The sequence below is a fragment of the Rhodococcus sp. IEGM 1354 genome, assembly GCF_030056855.1.
GTDB lineage: Bacteria > Actinomycetota > Actinomycetes > Mycobacteriales > Mycobacteriaceae > Rhodococcoides.
In genome coordinates this window covers 142,368-161,770 of sequence record NZ_JASHKT010000005.1, presented here as the reverse complement: position 1 = coordinate 161,770, position 19,403 = coordinate 142,368, and the positions used below count along the sequence as shown (strand labels likewise).

The following is a 19,403-nucleotide window of genomic DNA, read 5'->3' as shown; positions in this document are numbered from 1 at the left end:
GTCCGTGTCAGTCGGATTGGGAATGCCCGCACCGCCGGTGCCCGTACTCGCGCCACGTCGAAAGACCAGGCAGCTCCAGGTCGGGTCGGTGGGTGTCGGAAGCGAGAGCCCCATCTCGGTGCAATCGATGTGCACCACCAAGACCCACGACATCAACGCCACCCTGCAGCAGATTGCGGAGCTGACTGCGTCGGGTTGCGACATCGTTCGTGTTGCGTGCCCCACACAGGACGACGCCGACGCGTTGTCGATCATCGCCAAGAAGAGCCAGATTCCGGTGATCGCCGACATCCACTTCCAACCGAAGTACATCTTCGCGGCCATCGACGCCGGGTGTGCAGCGGTGCGCGTCAACCCGGGCAACATCAAGGAGTTCGACGGCCGCGTCAAGGAGGTCGCCAAGGCGGCCGGTGACGCGAACATCCCCATCCGTATCGGTGTCAACGCCGGCTCTCTCGACCCGCGTCTGATGAAGAAGTACGGCAAGGCGACACCCGAGGCGCTCGTGGAATCCGCGCTGTGGGAAGCGGGCCTGTTCGAGGAGCACGGTTTCGGCAACATCAAGATCTCGGTCAAGCACAACGACCCCGTCATCATGGTCGCTGCGTACGAGCAGTTGGCGGCGCAGTGCGATTACCCACTGCACCTCGGTGTCACCGAAGCGGGACCGGCTTTTCAGGGGACCATCAAGTCCGCTGTGGCCTTCGGGGCGTTGCTGTCCAAGGGCATCGGCGACACCATCCGGGTTTCCCTGTCGGCACCGCCGGCGGAGGAGATCAAGGTGGGAAACCAGATCTTGCAGTCGTTCAATCTGCGCCCGCGCAAACTCGAAATCGTCTCCTGCCCGTCGTGTGGGCGCGCACAGGTCGACGTCTACACCCTCGCCGACGAGGTGACTGCGGGACTCGAAGGCATGGAGATCCCTCTGCGCGTCGCGGTCATGGGCTGCGTCGTGAACGGGCCGGGCGAGGCCCGCGACGCCGACCTCGGTGTGGCGTCGGGCAACGGCAAGGGCCAGATCTTCGTCAAGGGCAAGGTCATCAAGACGGTCCCCGAAGCGCAGATCGTGGAAACGTTGATCGAGGAAGCGATGCGCATTGCCGAGGAGTTCGAGAAGGACGAGGTCGCCAGTGGTGGCGCGCCGGTGGTCACCGTCAGCTGAGCAGGTCCACCTGTTCGGCGTCCGGTTTGCCGCTCTGCCACCGAGGGAACACATTGTCTGGAATGATTCGCTTCAGAATCGGTGCGTACGCGGTAGGTGGGTCAGGAGGTCGGTAGGTGCTCAAGCTCCTCGGTGCGAAGCCTCTCGGTAATCGGGACGTCGCGCACGTGCTCCGGGTGCTCGACGCCGACCCCGTTGCAACCTGCATGGTTGCGGCGCGTGTGCAGGAATCGGGCCTCGATCCGAGGTCGTTCCACGGCGAGATGTGGAGCAGAGGCGGACCGGACGAGTCGCTGTGCTTCTACGGTGCGAATCTGGTTCCGTTGCTCGGTTCCAGTGACGATCTTCGTTCCTTCGCGGATCGCGCGTGCCGTGGACCGCGCCTGTGCTCGTCGTTGGTCGGCAGAGCGGAGTTGACGCTTCCGTTGTGGGAGATGCTCGAGACGGATTGGGGTCCGGCGCGAGAGGTACGCGGTGAGCAACCGTTGTTGGCCACGTCGGTACCCTCGTCCATCTCACCTGATCCTCTTGTTCGACTCGTTCGACCCGACGAGCTGGACGTGTATCTGACCGCGGCCGTTGCCATGTTCATCGAAGAGGTCGGAGTCGACCCGCGACTGAACGACGGCGGTAGGGGATACCGGCGCCGGATCGCGAGTCTCATTGCAGCGCAACGTGCCTGGGCTAGATTCGAGGACGGCCGCGTGGTGTTCAAGGCAGAAATCGGCTCGCAATCCGGAGCTGTCGGACAGATCCAGGGAGTATGGGTGCACCCGGACCGACGTGGGCACGGCCTGGGTGCAGCCGGAACGGCGACCGTGGTGAACTCGGTCGTCCGCCAGGGTCGTACTGCGAGCTTGTACGTCAACAGCTTCAACTACGTCGCGCGCCGGGCCTACGCGAAGATCGGTCTGACGCAAGTGGCTACGTTCACCACGGTGCTGCTGGACTGAGCGCGGTCGCTCGATCGGCCTGTCCCGAAACGCGATTCGTTGACGTGGTCGACGCACCAGCCGTATTACGATGGGGCGCAATGAGATCACCTGTTGCGACCTGGATGCACAGACGGCTGGGTGCGGTGACCGTGATCGGTGCCGTCGTCGGTGCCTGCCTCACCGGGTGTACGCCCAAGCCCGACGGTCCCGAGCCCGCAGCTCAGGCATTCCTCGCGGCGTTCGAGGCCAACGACATCCCTGCGGCCGCTGCCGACACCGACAAGCCGGACGCCGCAGCCGCTGCGCTGAGCGAGGCGTGGACCAACCTGCAGGCAGAGGCCCTCGAGGCCGAGACCACGTCGGTTCGCGTCGACGGCGACACCGCCACGGTCGGCTACACGTACCGATGGCAGCTCCCCAAGGATCGGGTGTGGACGTACGACGGCCAGCTGAACATGGGCCGAAGTGCGGGGGAGTGGGTGGTGCGATGGACCGCCTCGGACATCCACCCGAAGCTCGGCGACACGCAGACCATGGCTTTGCGCTCGACGGCTGCACCACGCGCTCGCGTCAACGAGCGCTCCGGCACCGACGTCCTGGTACCCGGGGTCGTGCATCGCATCAAGTTCGACGCGTCGAACGCCAACAACGTCGTGGCCTCGGCGACGGCGTTGTCGATACTGCTGACACCCTTCGACGCGTCGATCACGGCCCAGTCGATCGTCGAGTCGGCGACTTCGGTCGACGGCGACTACCCGGTGGCGCTGCTGCGAGACAGCGACTTCGAACCCATCTCGGCGGCGCTGACCGAGATCCCAGGAGTCACGGCGTCCGACGAATCGGATCTCGTGTCCACCGACCCCACCTTCGCGCCGGACCTGGTGGGCCAGGTCAAGAAGGCCGTTATCGACGACGTCGACGGCAAGGCGGGCTGGAGCGTGGTGACCAGCAACCGCAACGGCGTCGACATCGACGTCCTCACCGACACTCCGCCCGAGCCTGCACCGTCCTTCTCGATCAGTCTCGATCGAAATATCCAGGTCGCGGCGCAACGAGCGGTCGATGCCAGGGCCGAGCAGGCCATGACGGTGGTCATCCAGCCGTCCACCGGGGCCATCCTCGCGGTGGCACAGAATCCGGCCGCCGATCGGGACGGACCGGTCGCGTCGGCCGGTCTCTACCCACCAGGTTCGACGTTCAAGATCATCACCGCCGGGGCGGCGATTTCCAGCGGACTCGCGACCCCGGGGAGCACCGTTCCGTGCCCCGGGCGTATCGAGATCGGCGAACGAAGCGTCCCCAACTACAACGAGTTCGCCCTCGGTGACGTGACCATGAGCACCGCGTTCACCCGATCGTGCAACACCTCCTTCGCGAAGCTGGCGAGCGAGATGTCGCCCGACGCGTTGACCGTGGCCGCGTCCCAGTTCGGCGTCGGTCCGGACTACGACGTCGTGGGATTGCCGACTGACTCGGGTTCGGTCCCACCCGCCGACGAACTCGTCCAGCGCACCGAGGACGGATTCGGCCAGGGCAAGGTGGTCGTCTCGACCTTCGGGATGGCACTGGCCGCCGCCACGGTTGCCCACGGCTCCACACCGGTTCCCAATCTTCTGGTCGGACGGGAAACCGCCATCACCGGCGATCATCCACCGATAGAACCTGCCATGGTCGACGGGTTACGCGGCATGATGCGCTCGGTGGTCACCAGCGGAACTGCAGAACGGATTGCCGACCAGGGCGAGGTGTACGGCAAGACCGGGGAAGCCGAGGTCGAGGGCGGATCTCACTCGTGGTTCGTCGGGTACCGAGGCGACATCGCCTTCGCGACCCTGGTGGTACGCGGCGGCAGCTCGGACAATGCAGTCGCCGTCACCCGGGAGATGTTCGAGCAGCTTCCGCCGGGGTACTGAGCGCTACGCCGAAGGGACGGGTTCAGCCCGGCAGCAGCCCGAGTCGACGACATGCGAGTACCGCTTCGTATCGAGTATGCGAGTCGGTCTTCCGCATGACGCTGCGGAGATAGGACTTGACCGTCTCGGCGCCGATCGACAGCCGTGCTGCGACTTCGACGTTGGTGCAACCGAGCGCGACCTGCGAGATGACGTCGATCTCGCGTGGCGTCAGTGCCTGCGAGTTGCCTGTGTCGCTGTCCTGGTGCGCCGTCCGACCGAGCGTTGCTGCCAGTCGGGAGGTCACCGCGTCCAGTCTGTGCTTGACCGCCGCGTCTCCGATCGACCGAGCGAGCTCGGCCAGCTCCTCGTGCACACTGCGCAACTCTGCCGTGCGCGAGAGGTGCCCGTCCGAATTCGCCCGCGCACTGTCCATGAGGCGCACTCGGCGATCGACCTCGTCGCGGATGGCGATCTCTTGACCGAGGCGCCGGGCTGCGGCGGTCATGATGTCGCCCACTCGATCGCCGAGGGGACCGCGTTCTCGCACCGCCGCGTACATCACCATGCGCGCTGCTCCGGCGACGACAACCGGCACCGCCAGGATCGACTTGAGGCCCTCGCCGAGGACCGGCCGGTCGAAGTGATGGGTGATGGACATCGACGCGCCGTAATCACTTACGGCCGCGGGCCGACGTTGCTCCATGACCCGGCCACCGAGACCGGACCGGGGCGGGATAGCGAGCCCGTCCAGACCACGCGTGCGGGTGCCGTGAAATTCGCTGAGGTGCAGCGTCTCCGAGGACACTTCCCCGCCGAACACGACGGGCACGGCGGACATCGCGACGACCTGGCGTAGTTCGGCGCGAAGGGCGTCGCCGTCCCGGGGGCGCAACAGGCTGGAATGGACCACGACGCTTCCTTCCTCGGTTCGGGTACGTCGACGGCAATCGTGACCCAGATCATATCCGGTCCCGCGGGCGCAGATTCGGTGGCCTCGACCAGCAGCGCTGGTTCTTCTGGACAAGATTGCGGCGACTAGTCTGGACGGCATGTCTGTCACCGCCGAGAGCAAGCCCCGTCAGCCACTCGTGCCAGGCGTCGTCTCGCCCGTCCTCTCCGTGCCGAAGTCGATCGAGCGACCCGAATACGCGTGGAAGTCGACCGTGAACGAAGGCAGCGAGCCGTGGGTGCAGACCCCCGAGGTCATCGAGAAGATGCGCGTGGCGTCGAAGATCGCGGCTCGCGCTCTGCAGGAAGCGGGCCGGGCCGTGGCACCGGGGGTGACCACCGATGAGCTCGACCGTATTGCACACGAGTACATGGTCGACCACGGCGCGTACCCGTCCACGTTGGGCTACAAGGGTTTTCCGAAATCGTGCTGCACCTCGCTGAACGAGGTCATCTGCCACGGCATCCCCGATTCGACGGTGATCGAGGACGGTGACATCGTCAACATCGACGTCACCGCATACATCGACGGTGTGCACGGCGACACCAACGCGACGTTCCTGGCGGGTGACGTGTCCGAGGAGGCGCGCCTGCTCGTCGAGCGGACACACGAAGCGACGATGCGTGCCATCAAAGCGGTCAAGCCGGGGCGCGCCCTGAACGTGATCGGGCGAGTGATCGAGTCCTATGCGCACCGGTTCGGCTACGGCGTGGTGGAGGACTTCACCGGCCACGGCATCGGCACGACGTTCCACAACGGCCTCGTCGTGCTGCATTACGACCAGCCGTCGGTGGAGACCATCATCGAGCCGGGCATGACGTTCACCATCGAACCGATGATCAACCTGGGCACGATCAACGCCGAGATGTGGGACGACGGCTGGACGGTGGTCACGCACGACAAGAAGTGGACCGCGCAGTTCGAGCACACGCTCGTGGTGACCGAGACGGGCAGCGAGATCTTGACACTGCCGTGAGCGGAGCCTGCGGAGTGAACAAGAATCCGATACTGCCGTGAAAGGCGCTCTGCTGGTTGCCGGGACGACGTCGGATGCAGGCAAGAGTGTGTTGGTCGCCGGCCTGTGCCGGATGTTGGCAAGACGGGGCGTGCGGGTGGCTCCGTTCAAGGCGCAGAACATGTCCAACAATTCGGTGGTCACGCTCGACGGCGGTGAGATCGGCCGAGCGCAGGCGATGCAGGCATCGGCCTGCGGTCTCGAGCCGAGTGTCCGCTTCAATCCGGTATTGCTCAAACCTGGAAGCGACCGGACCTCGCAGTTGGTGGTGCGCGGGCGGGCGGTAGCGCAGGTGAGTGCGAGCAACTACATCGAGCATCGGCAGTCGTTGCGCGCCGTGGTGGCAGACGAATTGGCCTCTCTGCGTGAGGAATTCGATGTGGTGATCTGCGAGGGGGCTGGCTCGCCCGCCGAGATCAATCTGCGCGCCACGGACTTGGCCAACATGGGGTTGGCGACGGCGGCGTCTCTTCCGGTGATCGTGGTGGGGGATATCGATCGAGGGGGAGTGCTGGCTCACTTGTTCGGCACCGTGGCGGTGCTGTCTCCGGAGGATCAGGCGCTCGTCGCCGGGTTCGTGATCAACAAGTTCCGCGGTGATCCTGCTCTGCTGGCACCCGGTCTCGATCAGTTGCGCGCGTTGACGGGACGCCCGACGTACGGTGTCGTTCCGTTCGCCGACGGATTGTGGATGGACGCCGAGGATTCACTCGGAACCGTTCCCGATGCTCCGGTGGGGAGGCCGCGTGCACCGCACGGCTCGCAGTGGTTGCGCGTCGCGGCCGTGCGTTTGCCGAGAATCTCCAACACCACCGACGTCGAGGCGTTGGCCTGCGAGCCTGGGGTGTCGGTTCACTGGGTCACCGAGCCGTCCCGGCTCGAGGATGTGGATCTGGTGGTCGTTCCGGGCAGTAAGTCCACCGTGTCGGATCTGGAGTGGTTGCGGCGCACCGGACTTGCCGATGCGATCGCGGCACGCGGGGCTGCGGGACTTCCGGTTCTGGGGATCTGCGGTGGCTATCAGATGTTGGGCCGAACGATCCACGACACCGTCGAATCCGGAGCCGGCGCAGTCAGTGGTCTCGGTCTGCTGGATCTGTCGGTCGAGTTCGCGGCCGACAAAGTGCTTGCGCAGGTGGCGGGGCTGTCGCTGCAGTTCGGCCCGAATTCCGTGTCGGGCTACGAGATTCACCACGGCCGGGTCGCACGGAACGGCGACGACGCCTTGTTGGCCTCCGCGTCGGGTAGTTCCGAAGGCAGCCTACGCGGCAGCGTTCTGGGTACCCACTGGCATGGACTGCTCGAGTCCGATGATTTTCGTCGATCCTTTCTCGCCTGGGTGGCGGAGAAGGCTGGGCGCGCAGGATTCGAAGTTGCGTCCGACACGTCGGTCGCGGCCCTACGAGAACAGCAGTTGGATCTGCTGGCCGATCTGGTGGACAGCAACATCGACGTCGACGCCGTTCTCGATCTGATAGAGAACGGCGTCGACGTCTCGACCAAGAAGATCGTCACGCAGATGCTTTGAGCAAGCCCATCCAACTGACGGTCGAGAAGATCCCGGTCATCACGAGCGGAACGACCACCAGCAGAAGCACGCGTGGCGTGTCGGTGAAGAACGTCCCGACGTCGGGCCACCAGTTCTGCCACGTGATCACGATCGCGCCGCCTCCGAAAACGACGAGGCCGGCGAGTCCGAGCGTGAACAGACCGTTCGTGCGGAAGCGTCGATAGACGACTCCGACGAACGCCCCGACGGATCCGATCAGTAGTAGTCCGATCACCAGAGTCAGCCACTGCAGGAGCGGGTTGTCGGTGGCGTAGCGGGCCAGACCGAACATGCGGATCTTCAGGCCGAAGCCGCCGGTCGCGGCTTCGACTACCGACAACAGGTAGACGATCGTGCCGAGGGCGACCGATTGTGCCACCCCCACCAATGCTGTCGCAGTGAGAAATTCGCGACGCGTGATGCTCAGGCTCAGCGCGTACGGAAAGCACTGGGTGATAGCCGTGACGTAGAAGGCAATAGCGAAGCCATAGACCGAGAACACGCCGCCGCTGAAGCTGAAATCCGAATCGCTTTCCGGAACGACCGAGAAGATGCCGTAGGTGATCACGAAGACTGCGACGAGGATTCCCAGGGGCCACGCGAATGTGGTTGCCCAAGAGGTGTTGTGAACCCGAGCTACGTTCAATATGCGCTTCATGACAAGGCCTCCTCGGCGGTGGTCGACTCGTGGGTAGAGCCGGAATGGGCAGTGGTTCGATCGATGATCAACTGCTGCAACGGAATCGGGTCGATACTGAGACCGGACGCCACGCCGAGGGATTGCTGGTGATCGTTCAGTCGTCCGTCGATCGTCGCTCGGGCTGTCGAGCCGAGAGCAGTTCTGTGCAGAACTCGATGCTCTGCAGCGAACCGGTCGACAGCCTCGGTCGGGCCGGTGATCTCGAATGCTCTCTCCCGCAGATCGTCCGACTCGGCGTCGAGCAGAATTCTTCCCTTGTCGATGAGAATCACGTGCTCGATCAGATTGCTGACCTCGTCGATGAGGTGCGTCGACAGAACGACCGTTCGGGGGCTCTCCGCGTAGTCGGCCAGCAGTCGGTCGTAGAACATGTGTCGTGATACTGCGTCCAGCCCCAGATAGGGCTCGTCGAAGAACGTCAGTGGCGCTCGGGACGCGAGACCGATGACGATTCCGAGTGCCGACGTCATTCCGCGAGAGAGCTTCTTGATCTTGCGACCCAACGGGAGGTCGAAATCGCGCAGCAATTCGGCGGCGAAGTCGTTGTCCCAGTGCGGAAGAATGTGGGACGCCTGCGCGATGGCGTTCTTGACTTTCAGATCGTCGGGATACTTCTGGCTTTCCTTGACGAAGCACACGTGACTCAGAGCGCGTGGGTTTTCCCACGGGCGCTCGCCGAACACCGAGATCTCACCATCACTTTCGCGCATCTGGGCGGTCATCATCTGCATGACGGTGGTCTTGCCTGCTCCGTTGCGGCCGAGGAAGCCGTAGATCTTGTTGCGTTCGATCTCGAAACTCACGTCGTCGACTGCAGTGAACGAGCCGAACTTCTTGGTCAGGTGTGTGGCCGACGCAACGATGCGACGGGGTTCGTCGGTCGTACGGACATCGTGAATGCTCATCGCGCTGCCTCCCAGTTGTCGAGCATGGTCTTGAGTTCGTCGACGGTCATTCCGAGCTTGCGTGCCTCGGTGACGAGCGGGTCGATGTACTGACGGGCGAACAGATCGCGTCGACGGAACCGAAGTGCGTCCCGTGCGCCTGTGGTGACGAACATCCCGATTCCTCGTTTCTTGTAGACGACGCCGTCGGCGACGAGCTTGGCCAGGCCTTTGCCCGCTGTGGCCGGATTGATGCGGTGGAACGCGGCGAGCTCGTTGGTGGAGGGAACCTGTTCCTCCTCGGCGAGCGAGCCGTCGATGATCGAGTTCTCGACGAGCTCGGCGATCTGCAGGAAGATCGGCCTGCCCTCGTCCATCAGAGCCACCACCGTTGCGGTGAGGTCCGATGCCTCACTGGTTCATTACTCATGTAACTAACCATAGAACCGATGCGTGGTTCTGGCAACAGGCAGTACCGTCGTCCCCATGGAGTTCACGCATGTGAGTGCTGCGGGCGGGTCTGTTTCGATACGAGTAGCAGGACCGGACAGTCGGCACGCCGTGCTCCTGTTGCCCGGGATCGGCGATTCGGTCGATGTCTACGACTCGGTCAGCGAGCGGTTGCACAACTCGGATCTCAAAACCGTTGCGGTGGAAGACATCGATGGAGTGGGGGACGACGCTGTTCTCGCCCTACTGGACGAGCTGAAGCTGTCGTGGGTCCACCTCGTCGGGAGCGGGGCCGGTGCAGAAACGGCCTGGAGGCTCGCGGCCAAGACCTTCGGGAGGTTTGCCAGCCTCATCGCCGTGGATCGTTGCCATCCGGCAATCGCCGACGATCGGGGAGTCGTGCGCGACGCCGAATGCCCGGCAGTCGAGTTGCCGACGACGCTTGTCATCGGCAACTCCGCGATGCGTCCGGCCGCCGACAACAGCGGCCGCTTCGTCTACTCGGACTTCCGGGTCGTAGCGCTCGACGGTGTCGAACATGTCGCGGCCGACGCCCCGGCTGCGCTGGCCACGGAGATAGTGCTCCGCACCAGCCCCTGGTGACCGAAAACTACAGTTCGAGGCCCAGGAGCGCGTTCTCGACCACCTCGGGCAGTCCCGGATGAATCCAATACTGACCGCGGGCCATGTCCTGGGCGGATAACCCGAAGCTCATCGCCTGGATGAGCGGCTGGATGAGCGTGGGGGCCTGAGCTCCGATGATGTGGGCCCCGAGTATCTTGCCGGTGCCCTTCTCGGCGATGATCTTGCACAGCCCCTCGCTGTCCTCCATCGCCCAGCCGAAGGCGACGTCGCCGTAGTTCTGGACCTTCACCGAGATGTCGAGCCCTGCGTCTCGGGCCTGTTCCTCGGTCATCCCCACCTCCGCGATCTGCGGGTCGGTGAACACGGCTGCGGGAACGAATCGGTGATCGTAGGTACGCAACGCCGACGTGTCGCCCTGCCAGGCGTCCTGCAACAGGTTGTACTGGACCACGCGCGCTTCCTGATTCGCCACATGCTTGAGCTGATACGGCGAGGAGACGTCGCCCAGTGCGAACACGCCCTCGGCGGTGGTGCGGCCGAACTCGTCGACCGTGATGCGGCCCTCGTCGTCCAGCTCGATCCCAGCAGCACCGACATTCAGTCGGTCGCCGTTGGGCTGCCGGCCGACGGCCACGAGGAACGCGTCTCCGAGGACCTTGGTGCCGTCCGCAAGTTCGACGCCGTGCAGTCCGCCCTCGGAAATCCCGCGCGTGTCACCGGAATCGAGGTGAACTTCCCACTTGGCCCGGGCGAGCTCGGTGAATCGTTTCGCGATATCGGCATCCAACGCGCGCAGCAGTGAATCCTTACGGGCGACGATCGATACCTTCGATCCGAGTGCGGAGAACACGTGCGCGAATTCGGCTGCGATGTAACCGGATCCGAGGATCACGAGGTGTTCGGGCAGTGCCGGTAGGCGCATGACGTCGTTGTTGGTGTGGTAGGTGACACCGGAATCCTCGATCGATTGCGGCACGGTGGGACGTGAGCCGGCCGCGATGACGATCTGGTCCGCCGTGATGGTCTTACCGGTTCCGGTGTCGATGGTGCGCGGGGCGACGAAGCGTGCGTGACCCTCGAACAGCGTGACGTTGGGGCTGCCCTCGGCGCGGTATCGCTTACCGCCCTCGGAGATGGGGTCGATACGTCCGAAGACCCGCTCGACGATGTCCGGCCAGCGGACCGTGTCGACGTGCGCATCGATGCCGTACTTGGAGGAATCTCGCACCGTACGAGCCACCTCGGCCGCGTACACGTACATCTTGGTGGGGATGCAGCCGACGTTGAGGCACGTACCGCCGAACGTCGCATTCTCCTCGATCAGGGCGACCTTCTTGTCGTCGAACCTCTGATCGACGATCGAGTTTCCCGAGCCCGAGCCGATGATGACGACGTCGAAATGTTCTGTCATGAAATGTGTCCGATCTCGGTGTGGTCCTTGCCCGACGCGTGGTCGGTCTTCTCTCCCCGGTGCAACCACTCGAGCCATTCGTCCATTTCCTCGAAGGCCCGTGAGCGAGGGCCCTCGGTGGACAGGAAGACGTCGTGGCGTGCGCCCTCGATGGGGACGATCGAGGTTCGATCACCCAGGCAGCCGGCCCAACGGGCGATTTGCCGGACATCGAGAACGGCATCGGCCGCGTCGACGGCCGAGCTGTAGCGGCGGGAGAAATGCGTCACCTTCGAGCGAAGGATCAACGACGGTATCCCGATGTCGAGGCCGCGGTGCAGCTCGGCATGCCCGTGCCGGACCGCACGGATCCAGCCGAAGGTGATGGGGAAGCCGGCGAGGGGTTTCCAGTCCAGGTCGTAATCCCACTCGCCCTGCTCCGATGCCGCGAGGGAAAGGCCGTAGGTATCCAAGCCGCCCCCGGGGACCGGCGTCTTTGCCCGAAATCTGCCGATCACGTCGATCGCCGCGGTACCGACGCTACGTATCGCAGGCGGGCCCTGCAGGTCGAACCAGGGGCTGTTGAGGACGACGCCTGCCAGGCCCAACCCGGACGAGCCGCCCTCCTGACGGTTGAGACGGTTGAGCCACAGCGGCAACACGAGGCCACCGGTGGAGTGCGCCATCAGCAGCACCGGCGCGTCCGCGCGCTCGGCGCGGACCAGGCTCAGCGCCTCGTTCAGCTCGGCGTCGTACATCGCCAGATCGGTCACGAAGTGTGCGGTCTGGCCCTCGCGGCGCGATCGTCCGCACTTGCGCAGGTCGAGCGCGTAGAACGCGTATCCCTTGGCGGCGAAATGCTCGGCGATGTGTCGCTGGAAGAAGTAGTCGGTGAAGCCGTGGACGTAGATCACCGCGCGGTCGAAGCTGGCGACACCCGGCGGTTGATACCGCACCAGAGTGGCCTCGACCTGGCCCTCGCCGTCCGGATCGTCACCGAGTGGGATTGTCGTCTGTTCGTAGCCGTCGCCGAGGACATCGGGAACCCAGGTAGTCACAGATCACAACTGTAGTGGGCGCCGCCGACAGCGTCCGAGGAGCACAATCGAGAGCAGGTTGACGTGGTGTCCGATGGGGTAGGCCCAGCTAGTAACCTGACCGCATCGGGTGAGTAACCCTCTACAGAAGAGTTCTCGGACCGATACCGCCACCGGCCGAGACCTTTACAGACAAGGAAGTCGATTCTCCAGTGTCCACAGATGAGCAGGGTAAGCGGATCAAGACCGACGTCGTTCTGGTCGGTGCCGGAATCATGAGCGCCACCCTCGGTGCGCTGCTCCGTCAGCTCGAGCCGAACTGGTCGATCGACGTCTACGAACGTCTCGACGCCGCAGCGGCCGAGAGCAGCGACGCGTGGAACAACGCAGGCACCGGGCATTCGGCGCTCTGCGAACTCAACTACACGCCGCAGAACAAGGACGGCAGCGTCGATATCGCCAAGGCGCTCAACGTCAACGAGCAGTTCCAGGTCTCGCGGCAGTTCTGGGCCCACGGCATCGAGACCGGCGTCCTCTCCGACGCCAAGAACTTCATCAACCCGATCCCGCACGTGAGCTTCGTGCACGGCGAGGACAACGTGAAGTACCTGCGGGCGCGCTACGAGGCGCTTGTCGGCAACCCACTGTTCGCCGGCATGGAGTACATCGATTCCAAGGACGAGTTCACCGCGCGACTGCCGCTGATGGCTCGTGGCCGTGACTTCTCCGATCCGGTTGCGCTGAACTGGAGTCAGGAAGGCACCGACGTCGACTTCGGTGCACTCACCAAGCAGCTGCTGAACTACCTGTCCGCTGCGGGTGGCACCGTGCACTTCGGGCACGATGTGCGCAACATCACCAAGCAGTCCGACGGCACGTGGGACGTCAAGGTGGCGAACCAGCGCACCGGTGCGAAGAAGACCGTCAACGCCAAGTTCGTGTTCGTCGGGGCGGGCGGTGGCGCACTGCACCTGCTGCAGAAGTCGGGCATCGCAGAGATCAAGGGCTTCGGCGGGTTCCCCGTCAGCGGCGAATGGCTGCGGTGCACCAACCCCGAGCTGATCGAGCAGCACTCGGCCAAGGTGTACGGAAAGGCCTCGGTGGGAGCTCCGCCGATGTCGGTTCCGCACCTCGACACACGCGTCATCAACGGCCAACAGGGGCTGTTGTTCGGACCGTACGCGGGATGGTCACCGAAGTTCCTCAAGCAGGGCAAGATCACCGATCTGCCCGGCTCGGTCAAGCCGGGCAACCTGATGTCGATGCTCGGCGTCGGGGTCACCGAGCTCGGCCTCGTGAAGTACTTGGTGAGCGAATTGGCGCAGTCGCAGGCCGACCGAGTCGAGACTCTGCGGGAGTTCGCGCCCACCGTCGTCGCCAAGGACTGGGAACTGGTCACGGCCGGTCAGCGTGTGCAGGTGATCCGCAAGAAGGGACGCGGCGGCGTTCTCGAGTTCGGCACCGCTGTGGTCAACGCTGCCGACGGCAGCATCGCGGGCCTGCTCGGTGCCTCTCCCGGCGCATCGACAGCCGTACCGGCCATGCTGGACGTGCTGCAGCGGTGCTTCGGAGACAAGTACGACGCGTGGCAGCCCAAGCTCAAGGAAATGGTCCCGTCCCTGGGGGTCAAACTGGCTCAGAACAGCTCGCTCTTCGACGAGGTCTGGTCCTGGACCTCGAAGACGCTGGAGCTGGAAAGTTCGCGTGAGCTCGCACAGCCCACGGGTGTGTGATAGCAAAAGGTATGAATACGCAAGCAGCAGCTCTCAAACGATCGTGGGCACTAGACCTGTCCAACAGCACGTTGTACGACCTGTTGAAGCTGCGTGTCGAGGTGTTCGTGGTCGAGCAGGCCTGCGCCTATCCGGAGTTGGACGGACGCGACCTGCTGACCGAGACGCGGCACTTCTGGCTCGAACGAGACGGTGAAGTGGTGTGCACTCTGCGTCTGCTCGAAGAGCACGACGACGGCGAGAAGGCGTTCCGTATCGGCCGCCTGTGCACCCAGCGTTCGGCCAGGGGGCAGGGACACACCACGCGAATTCTGCGGGCCGCACTGGCCGAGGTCGGTTCGGCACCGTGCCGGATCAACGCGCAGAGCTACCTCGTCGACATGTACGCCAAGCACGGCTTCCTGCCCGACGGCGAGGAAGTGCTCGAGGACGGTATCCCGCACACACCGATGCGTCGCGGCGGAGGCACCGCCTGGAGCGAAACCTGATCTCCTGCAGTACTCGGTAATTGGTGAGGTCGTTCCGCAGGCTCCACTCCCGGAACGAATGCCACACACGGCCCTACCGTGTGTGGCATTCGTTCGTTCGGCGGTAGTGTTCCGTTCGAAGTCGTGTGCGGAGAAGTCCTGTGAGAACCAGGCGCGGTCCCGCCACTGTGTTCAGGAGTGTTCTCCTGTCAGCCAGATCGCCGCCCGGCTTCGTGTCGTCCACCGAACGCTCGGCGCGGAACTCCGAGCACGAAGGGAATTGGTTGTGCAGCGAGAGAGCAGTGTCCCCGAACCGGGATATCCGTTCAGTGCGATCGTCGGTCAGGATCAGCTGCGGTTGTCGTTGATTCTGTGCGCGGTGCACCCCGGTATCGGCGGTGTGCTGGTGCGCGGCGAGAAGGGGACCGCGAAATCGACGGTGGTTCGCGCGCTCGCAACTCTGCTGCCTGCCGTCGAGGACGAGGACGGTGCCCGCCCGGCCAAGCTGGTCGAGCTTCCGGTGGGAGCCACCGAGGACCGCGTGGTGGGGTCCATAGACCTCGAGAAGGTACTGCGCGACGGGGAACGAGCATTCCAACCCGGCCTGCTCGCAGCGGCACACCGCGGCGTTCTCTACGTCGACGAAGTGAACTTGTTGCACGACCACCTCGTCGACGTTCTGCTCGACGCGGCGGCGATGGGTCGCGTACACGTCGAGCGAGACGGCGTATCGCATTCTCACCCAGCACAATTCGTCCTCGTGGGCACGATGAATCCCGAGGAGGGCGAGCTTCGGCCACAGTTGCTCGACCGATTCGGTCTGGCGGTGGAGGTCACTGCGTCGCGTGATGTGGACGTGCGCATGAATGTCGTGCGCAGGCGCATGAACTACGAGCGTGATCCCCACGCGTTCGCGGCCGCGTACGTCGACGAGGACGCCGCCGTCGCCGCGCAGATCGTGGCTGCACGCACGATCCTCGACGATGTGGTGTTGAGCGACAAGGAACTTCGACGCATCGCCGCGCTGTGCGCATCGTTCGACGTCGACGGTATGCGGGCCGACCTCGTGGTCGCGCGTACGGCCTCCGCCCACGCCGCGTGGCGAGGCGCGAGCGAGGTCACCGAGGAGGACGTGCGCGTCGCGGCCGAACTGGCGCTACCGCACAGGCGTCGACGCGACCCCTTCGACGAGCCCGGTATCGACGACAAGCAGCTCGACGACGCCATGCGCGATGCGGCCGAACAGGCCGAGCAGCAACCCGATCCCGAGCCGGAGCCGGATCCCGACGGTGACGGAGGAGCACCGAAGCCCGACGCGGCGGATAATTCCGACGCGTCGTCGAGCACGGAATCCGACACGCCGCAGGAACCGGCCGACAGCCAGGAGAAGGCCCCGACCAGTGCCGGCAGCGACCGACCGGCGGGAACACCGGGCGCGCAGTTCAAGGCGCGGCTCATCGAACTCCCGGGGGTCGGTGAAGGTGCTCCGGGTAGGCGCTCGCGGTCGAGGTCCTCGTACGGACGGTCGGTTCGTCCCACCGTCGAACCGGGCCGGGGTCTGCATCTGATCGGTACGTTGTTCGCGGCAGCCGAGCATCAGGTGGAGCGCGGGCGCACGTCCGGGCGGCTGCGGCTCGCGCCCGAGGACCTGCGCGGAGCCGTCAAGGAGGGACGCGAGGGCAACCTCATCGTCTTCGTCGTCGACGCGTCGGGATCGATGGCTGCGCGAGACCGACTGTCGGCGGTGACGGGTGCGGTGCTCTCGCTGCTGCGTGACGCCTACCAACGGCGCGACAAGGTGGCGGTCGTGACCGTGCGAGGCACCGAGGCCGAGACCGTGCTGCCTCCGACGTCCTCGGTCGATGTCGCCGTGACGCGGTTGCGAAAGATGAAGACCGGGGGCAAGTCTCCGTTGGCACAGGGATTCCTGACAGCGCGGGAGTTGGTGCTGCGCGAGAAGGTTCGAGACCCGCTGCGGCGCGCGTTGGTGGTGGCACTGACGGATGGGCGAGCTACGGGCGGCACCGATCCCGTCGGCCGGGCGCGGATTGCCGCCGGCCGCATCGCGTCGGACAAGATCGCGTCGGTCGTCGTCGACTGCGAGTCGGGCATGGTGCGCCTGGGATTGGCCGCGGACTTCGCCGGCTGTCTCGGAGGCGGATACGTGGCGCTCGCGGACCTGTCTGCCGAACAGGTCACCGCCGTCGTTCGCGCAGCGGCGTAGGGGGCAGCCATGCCTCAGGGTGTACCTGCTCCGGGAACCGTTCCGGAGGACGGCCTCACGACACGTCAACGCCGCAACCTACCGGTGCTGGCCGTGCACACCGGTCCCGGCAAAGGAAAATCGACCGCTGCGTTCGGAATGGCATTGCGGGCCTGGAACCAGGGTTTCGACGTCGGCGTGTTCCAGTTCGTCAAGAGCGCGAAGTGGAAGGTGGGCGAGGAAGCCGCATTTCGTGCTCTGGGCGACGCGCACGAGAGCACCGGAATCGGCGGTGCTGTCGAATGGCACAAGATGGGCGAGGGGTGGTCGTGGACCCGCAAGAAGGGCAGCGACGTCGACCACGCCGACGCCGCCGCCGAGGGGTGGCGTGAGATCGCACGGCGCATCGAGCAGCAGTCGCATCGCTTCTACGTGTTGGACGAATTCACCTATCCACTCAAGTGGGGCTGGGTCGATGTGGCCGAGGTCGTCGACGTCCTCGTTCGTCGACCCGGCAACCAGCACGTCGTCATCACCGGCCGTGACGCTCCGCCGGAGTTGATCGCGGCCGCCGACCTCGTCACCGAGATGACGAAGGTCAAGCACCCGATGGACGCGGGTCGAAAAGGGCAGCGGGGCGTCGAATGGTGAATCGGTCGTGTCCGGCAGTGGTGATCGCGGCACCCGCGTCGGGCAGCGGAAAGACGACGGTCGCCACCGGACTGATGGGTGCACTGCGCAGTGCCGGCCGTCGGGTCGCTCCGTTCAAGGTCGGCCCGGATTACATCGATCCCGGCTATCACTCGCTCGCCGCGGGCTTGCCCGGTCGAAATCTCGACGCCGTCATGGTCGGTGCCGACCGCATCGGACCACTGTTCCTGCACGGCAGCAGCGGCTGCGACATCGCGGTGGTCGAAGGCGTCATGGGCCTGTTCGACGGCAAGATCGACATGACCGGTCCGGGCGAGGCGTCCGCCGAGGGGTCGACCGCGCGAGTAGCAGCGATGCTCGGCGCGCCGGTGGTGCTCGTGGTCGACGCACGCGGGCACAGTCAATCCCTCGCTGCCGTTCTGCACGGATTCTCCACCTACGACTCGAGTGTTCGGATCGGCGGTGTGATTCTCAACCGCGTCGGCAGTGATCGGCACGAACAGGTACTCCGTCAGGCCTGCGAACGAGTGGGTGTTCCGGTTCTGGGCTCCCTGCCGAGGATGAGCGAATTGGTCGTTCCGTCACGGCATCTGGGGCTGATCACCGCGGTGGAGCACGGCGGTGCCGCTACCGATGCGGTCGACGCGATGAGTGCGTTGGTCGCACAGTTCGTCGACATCGAGGCGGTCGAGGCGCTGGCGCGATCGTCGGTGACAGCCCCGGCCTGGAACCCCGCACTCGAGGTTCGACCGTCCGGTGGCGCGCCGGTGATCGCGGTCGCAGGCGGCCCGGCGTTCACCTTCGGCTACACCGAGCACGTCGAACTGCTCCGGGCCGCCGGCGCAGATGTTGCGGTCTTCGATCCGCTGCGCGACGGATTACCCTCGGACACAGCAGGAGTGGTGCTCCCCGGCGGCTTCCCGGAAGAGCATGCCGCCGCCCTCGCGGCAAACGAATTGCTCCTCGCCGATATCAGGACAGCTGCAGCCCGCGGATTGCCCGTACATGCCGAATGCGCTGGGTTGCTCTATCTCGCACGGAGATTGGACGGCCACGCCATGGCCGGGGTAGTCGACGTCGACGCGGAATTCGGCAACACGCTCACCCTCGGGTATCGCGATGCCGTCGCCCTCGAATCGTCGACGCTGTTCGACGCGGGTAGCCGCGTCACCGGCCACGAATTCCACCGAACGAAACTGGTGGATGTGCGGGAGAGCGCACCGGCGGCCTGGGGTTGGCACAAACAAGGGATCGACGGTAGAACTGCTGCACGCGAGGGTTTCGTGCAGGGTGGTGTCCACGCTTCTTACCTGCACACGCACGCCGCGGGGAACCCCGAGTCCATCACTCGATTCGTTTCTGCCGCGCACGATTACGCGTGCGTGTGAAGCATGGCGTCGTCATCGGAATCGGTGCCCGAGCCGGCGTCGGACCCGACGAGGTACTGCAGGCGATCGCCGATGTGATGCACGAGAACTGGTCGGTGGTGAGCATCGCATCGATCGACCGAAAAGCAGAACTCGTGGCGGCGATCGCGTCGAGAATGGGTGTTCGAGGAGCGACGTTCTCGGCGGCGGACCTGTCTGCAGTCGTGACCGAATTCGGGTCGGACCGTGTGCGAGACGCAGTCGGTACCGCCAGCGTCGCGGAGGCGTCGGCTCTGTTGGCCGGCTCGGCGCGGCAGCTGCTGGTTCCGAGGTCAGTCGGGGCCACGGTGGTCGTCGCGGTGGCCGCGACGAACGAAGAACCGGCGGATCTGACGCACTGACTGGCGAAAGCGGGCCGACGAGGGCACTGT

At 65.0% G+C, this 19,403-nt stretch carries 18 protein-coding genes; 12 read left to right on the top strand and 6 right to left on the bottom strand.

The annotated features are described in order from the left end of the window. The first annotated feature begins 22 nt into the window (after positions 1–22). From ispG to QM588_RS12855, 3 genes are all read left to right on the top strand, one after another. Positions 23–1,162, top strand: coding sequence for a flavodoxin-dependent (E)-4-hydroxy-3-methylbut-2-enyl-diphosphate synthase (ispG, locus tag QM588_RS12865; RefSeq protein WP_442972922.1), 1,140 nt, complete (start codon positions 23–25; stop codon positions 1,160–1,162). A gap of 116 nt (positions 1,163–1,278) precedes the next feature. Continuing rightward, positions 1,279–2,115, top strand: coding sequence for a GNAT family N-acetyltransferase (locus tag QM588_RS12860; RefSeq protein ID WP_283313809.1), 837 nt, complete (start codon positions 1,279–1,281; stop codon positions 2,113–2,115). 104 nt (positions 2,116–2,219) lie between these two features. Beyond that, entirely contained in the window at positions 2,220–4,010 is a 1,791-nt protein-coding gene (locus QM588_RS12855) for a penicillin-binding transpeptidase domain-containing protein (protein WP_442972921.1), read from the top strand. Positions 4,011–4,032: 22 nt separating this feature from the next. On the opposite strand, the gene QM588_RS12850 is transcribed toward QM588_RS12855, so the two are convergent. Further along, entirely contained in the window at positions 4,033–4,902 is an 870-nt protein-coding gene (locus tag QM588_RS12850; protein ID WP_256991865.1) for a helix-turn-helix transcriptional regulator, read from the bottom strand. A 139-nt stretch (positions 4,903–5,041) separates the two neighbouring features. Here QM588_RS12850 and map point away from each other — a divergent pair, with 139 nt between their 5' ends. After that, a complete protein-coding gene (gene map, locus QM588_RS12845; protein ID WP_094622429.1) occupies positions 5,042–5,917 on the top strand; it encodes a type I methionyl aminopeptidase in 876 nt (291 codons plus the stop codon). Between the two features lie 37 nt (positions 5,918–5,954). Then, positions 5,955–7,484: a cobyric acid synthase gene (locus QM588_RS12840; protein ID WP_283313804.1), complete on the top strand. Its 1,530-nt coding sequence runs from the start codon at positions 5,955–5,957 to the stop codon at positions 7,482–7,484. On the opposite strand, the gene QM588_RS12835 is transcribed toward QM588_RS12840, so the two are convergent. Genes QM588_RS12835 through QM588_RS12825 form a run of 3 tightly spaced genes read right to left on the bottom strand, consistent with a single transcriptional unit; the run spans position 7,468 to position 9,469 of the window. Next, on the bottom strand, positions 7,468–8,163 hold the full coding sequence (locus tag QM588_RS12835; protein ID WP_283313802.1) for an ABC transporter permease: 696 nt from the start codon (positions 8,161–8,163) through the stop codon (positions 7,468–7,470). The genes QM588_RS12840 and QM588_RS12835 overlap by 17 nt on opposite strands. Then, positions 8,160–9,110 (bottom strand): ABC transporter ATP-binding protein, encoded by a 951-nt coding sequence (locus QM588_RS12830; RefSeq protein WP_283313800.1) that lies wholly within the window; start codon positions 9,108–9,110, stop codon positions 8,160–8,162. Before QM588_RS12830 ends, QM588_RS12835 begins: the two co-directional genes overlap by 4 nt. Then, the gene (locus QM588_RS12825) at positions 9,107–9,469 is read right to left on the bottom strand and encodes a GntR family transcriptional regulator (RefSeq protein ID WP_027496722.1); all 363 of its coding nucleotides are present in this window, start codon (positions 9,467–9,469) and stop codon (positions 9,107–9,109) included. Before QM588_RS12825 ends, QM588_RS12830 begins: the two co-directional genes overlap by 4 nt. Before the next feature lie 106 nt (positions 9,470–9,575). On the opposite strand from QM588_RS12825, the gene QM588_RS12820 reads away from it, so the two are divergent. Next, the gene (locus QM588_RS12820) at positions 9,576–10,142 is read left to right on the top strand and encodes an alpha/beta fold hydrolase (protein ID WP_094622518.1); all 567 of its coding nucleotides are present in this window, start codon (positions 9,576–9,578) and stop codon (positions 10,140–10,142) included. Between the two features lie 7 nt (positions 10,143–10,149). On the opposite strand, the gene mtr is transcribed toward QM588_RS12820, so the two are convergent. Further along, entirely contained in the window at positions 10,150–11,535 is a 1,386-nt protein-coding gene (gene mtr / locus QM588_RS12815; protein WP_283313794.1) for a mycothione reductase, read from the bottom strand. Then, the gene (locus QM588_RS12810; RefSeq protein ID WP_283313792.1) at positions 11,532–12,572 is read right to left on the bottom strand and encodes an alpha/beta hydrolase; all 1,041 of its coding nucleotides are present in this window, start codon (positions 12,570–12,572) and stop codon (positions 11,532–11,534) included. The genes mtr and QM588_RS12810 overlap by 4 nt, the downstream gene beginning before the upstream one ends. Positions 12,573–12,763: 191 nt before the next feature. Here QM588_RS12810 and mqo point away from each other — a divergent pair, with 191 nt between their 5' ends. From mqo to QM588_RS12780, 6 genes are all read left to right on the top strand, one after another. Further along, on the top strand, positions 12,764–14,284 hold the full coding sequence (mqo, locus tag QM588_RS12805) for a malate dehydrogenase (quinone) (protein WP_283313790.1): 1,521 nt from the start codon (positions 12,764–12,766) through the stop codon (positions 14,282–14,284). 11 nt (positions 14,285–14,295) lie between these two features. Continuing rightward, positions 14,296–14,772 (top strand): GNAT family N-acetyltransferase, encoded by a 477-nt coding sequence (locus QM588_RS12800; protein WP_243593342.1) that lies wholly within the window; start codon positions 14,296–14,298, stop codon positions 14,770–14,772. Positions 14,773–15,037: 265 nt separating this feature from the next. Next, on the top strand, positions 15,038–16,975 hold the full coding sequence (locus tag QM588_RS12795) for a magnesium chelatase subunit D family protein (RefSeq protein ID WP_442972910.1): 1,938 nt from the start codon (positions 15,038–15,040) through the stop codon (positions 16,973–16,975). A gap of 9 nt (positions 16,976–16,984) precedes the next feature. Next, on the top strand, positions 16,985–17,605 hold the full coding sequence (cobO, locus tag QM588_RS12790; RefSeq protein WP_283313784.1) for a cob(I)yrinic acid a,c-diamide adenosyltransferase: 621 nt from the start codon (positions 16,985–16,987) through the stop codon (positions 17,603–17,605). After that, on the top strand, positions 17,599–18,993 hold the full coding sequence (locus QM588_RS12785) for a cobyrinate a,c-diamide synthase (RefSeq protein ID WP_283313781.1): 1,395 nt from the start codon (positions 17,599–17,601) through the stop codon (positions 18,991–18,993). The genes cobO and QM588_RS12785 overlap by 7 nt, the downstream gene beginning before the upstream one ends. Next, on the top strand, positions 18,984–19,373 hold the full coding sequence (locus QM588_RS12780; RefSeq protein ID WP_283313780.1) for a cobalamin biosynthesis protein: 390 nt from the start codon (positions 18,984–18,986) through the stop codon (positions 19,371–19,373). The genes QM588_RS12785 and QM588_RS12780 overlap by 10 nt, the downstream gene beginning before the upstream one ends. Positions 19,374–19,403: the final 30 nt, after the last annotated feature.

What these genes read in the sequence shown, in the direction of transcription:
- QM588_RS12835 (WP_283313802.1), bottom strand. Translation starts at nt 8,163, where the DNA reads ATGAAGCGCATATTGAACGTAGCTCGGGTTCACAACACCTCTTGGGCA.
- cobO (WP_283313784.1), top strand. Translation starts at nt 16,985, where the DNA reads ATGCCTCAGGGTGTACCTGCTCCGGGAACCGTTCCGGAGGACGGCCTC.
- mtr (WP_283313794.1), bottom strand. Translation starts at nt 11,535, where the DNA reads ATGACAGAACATTTCGACGTCGTCATCATCGGCTCGGGCTCGGGAAAC.
- QM588_RS12820 (WP_094622518.1), top strand. Translation starts at nt 9,576, where the DNA reads ATGGAGTTCACGCATGTGAGTGCTGCGGGCGGGTCTGTTTCGATACGA.
- map (WP_094622429.1), top strand. Translation starts at nt 5,042, where the DNA reads ATGTCTGTCACCGCCGAGAGCAAGCCCCGTCAGCCACTCGTGCCAGGC.
- QM588_RS12785 (WP_283313781.1), top strand. Translation starts at nt 17,599, where the DNA reads ATGGTGAATCGGTCGTGTCCGGCAGTGGTGATCGCGGCACCCGCGTCG.
- QM588_RS12855 (WP_442972921.1), top strand. Translation starts at nt 2,220, where the DNA reads ATGCACAGACGGCTGGGTGCGGTGACCGTGATCGGTGCCGTCGTCGGT.
- ispG (WP_442972922.1), top strand. Translation starts at nt 23, where the DNA reads ATGCCCGCACCGCCGGTGCCCGTACTCGCGCCACGTCGAAAGACCAGG.
- QM588_RS12800 (WP_243593342.1), top strand. Translation starts at nt 14,296, where the DNA reads ATGAATACGCAAGCAGCAGCTCTCAAACGATCGTGGGCACTAGACCTG.
- QM588_RS12830 (WP_283313800.1), bottom strand. Translation starts at nt 9,110, where the DNA reads ATGAGCATTCACGATGTCCGTACGACCGACGAACCCCGTCGCATCGTT.